The organism is Bartonella sp. CE47NXGY (assembly GCF_042195415.1).
Classification (GTDB): Bacteria; Pseudomonadota; Alphaproteobacteria; order Rhizobiales; family Rhizobiaceae; genus Bartonella.
This window is the reverse complement of the sequence record NZ_JBHIOI010000125.1, coordinates 1-1,629: the sequence shown is the minus strand read 5'-3', so window position 1 is coordinate 1,629 and position 1,629 is coordinate 1. Positions and strand designations below refer to the sequence as shown.

At 36.8% G+C, this 1,629-nt stretch carries 3 protein-coding genes; 2 read left to right on the top strand and 1 reads right to left on the bottom strand.

What is annotated here, in order from left to right; all coding sequences use genetic code 11:
• Window positions 1–191 precede the first annotated feature (191 nt).
• Entirely contained in the window at window positions 192–842 is a 651-nt protein-coding gene (locus tag ACFIL3_RS10055) for a S24 family peptidase (RefSeq protein ID WP_375682215.1), read from the bottom strand.
• 50 nt (window positions 843–892) lie between these two features.
• On the opposite strand from ACFIL3_RS10055, the gene ACFIL3_RS10050 reads away from it, so the two are divergent.
• Window positions 893–1,210: a hypothetical protein gene (locus tag ACFIL3_RS10050; RefSeq protein WP_375613675.1), complete on the top strand. Its 318-nt coding sequence runs from the start codon at window positions 893–895 to the stop codon at window positions 1,208–1,210.
• A 125-nt stretch (window positions 1,211–1,335) separates the two neighbouring features.
• Window positions 1,336–1,629 (top strand): DUF1376 domain-containing protein (locus ACFIL3_RS10045; protein WP_375682214.1); only part of this gene is annotated, 294 nt, incomplete at its 3' end.

Below are 1,629 nucleotides of genomic sequence, written 5' to 3'. Positions count from 1 at the left end.
GAATTTATAAGAATTGGATTTTCCATAATTTTTCCTCCCTAACGCCTCTTGGCGATTGTTTGTGCGTGGTTTATGGATACCAATGTAGCGATTTTGAAAACAAAGTCAACAAAAAAATGTAGCGATTTTAAAAATTTTTTTAAAAGTAATAAACTAAAGGCTTGCTTGAAGAGAAGTATAAAAGTATTAACTCATATTCTGGCTGGCTTAATCCAGTCGATAGGTGCACACCATTCTAATTCTACATCTACGATATCAGCATATTTTCCATTTATACTGGATAAAACCCATTTCCCTTTTTCTTTCCCTAGACGTAATACTTTGATGTAAACTTTTCCACATTTAGTTTTTATGATGGCGCGGTTGTTAATAAGATCCTCTGGTGGCAAATGATAGGAATAAAAAAGAAGGCTTCCTTCTTCAATGGCTGGAAACATAGAATCACCTACCACGCGAACAGCAACAGTTCCTTTAGGAGCAGATGGCGGGGCTTCTACTTCTTCTAGACAACCAGAATCTATTGCGATTATTTCTCCTCCGGCTCCTACAGATCCAATCAAAGGAACTAAGTGATTAGTAGGAATAGAAGCACCTGTAAGCTTTGATATTTCTAATAATTCTCGAGCAGAAATATCTCTTGTTCCTTTTAGCATTTTATTGACGGCAGCACGATCTATCGAGCGACCTAAAGAAGCGGTTAGCTGTCTTGAAAGCTCTGATTGGCTTAATCCAGCTTCAGATAAGGCATTTTGCAACCATTGTGAGATACTTATTGTCATATCTTTATTGTAGGTACGTTGTATACAATCGTCATTTTCTAATTTAGCAACATGTTGTTTCATTATTAATTTTCCTTCTTGACATTGTTTTTATAATCGCTACATAATGTGCTATGAAACAATTTTCGGAAATAATAAATCTATTAGGTGGGGTTCGTAGGGTATCTCAGTTGCTTGGGGTGCATAGAACACGCGTATATGTCTGGCTCCGTCCTATATCAAAAGGTGGAACTGGTGGGAGAATTCCAACAAAACATATCCCAATTCTTTTGAATGAAGCCAAAAGAATTGGAGCACCGATTAAGGCAGAAGACTTTTTCTCGTTTTTTTATAGGACGCAATCATGTGATTCTAAATTATCTTCACAATCTGCTTTTATTGCTGCTTCTACAGAAAAGAATGAACATCAACAGCATCATTCACACTCTTAAACAGGCAAAAATAAAGAGATCAAATAAATAGATTACGCGTCACCATGCGCACGCATAAATACGCAACAGCTTTAAGGGGGGGATTATGATCACTCATTTATATTTAATAAAAAAAGGGGATGCGCATGTCTAATGGTATGCCATGGATAAGATTCCATTTGTATGACTGGATAAGTGGTACAGATGGAATGACGTTAGAGCAAAGGGGCGCTTATATGACGCTTCTCGTTCGCATGTACGATAAAAAAGCACCAATTAAAGAAGATTTTGAAACGCTTGCACGTGCTTGCAATTGTTCGCAGAAAAAATTTGCAGCTATTGTCGAATACTTAATGAGGAATGATAAACTTGTTGAGACAGATAATGGATTGTGGAATACGCGCGTTGAAGAAGAGCTGAACGATTTTGCTGATAAAAAA

Coding starts and splice junctions, on each gene's coding strand:
- ACFIL3_RS10055 (WP_375682215.1), bottom strand. CDS start 842: ATGAAACAACATGTTGCTAAATTAGAAAATGACGATTGTATACAACGT.
- ACFIL3_RS10050 (WP_375613675.1), top strand. CDS start 893: ATGAAACAATTTTCGGAAATAATAAATCTATTAGGTGGGGTTCGTAGG.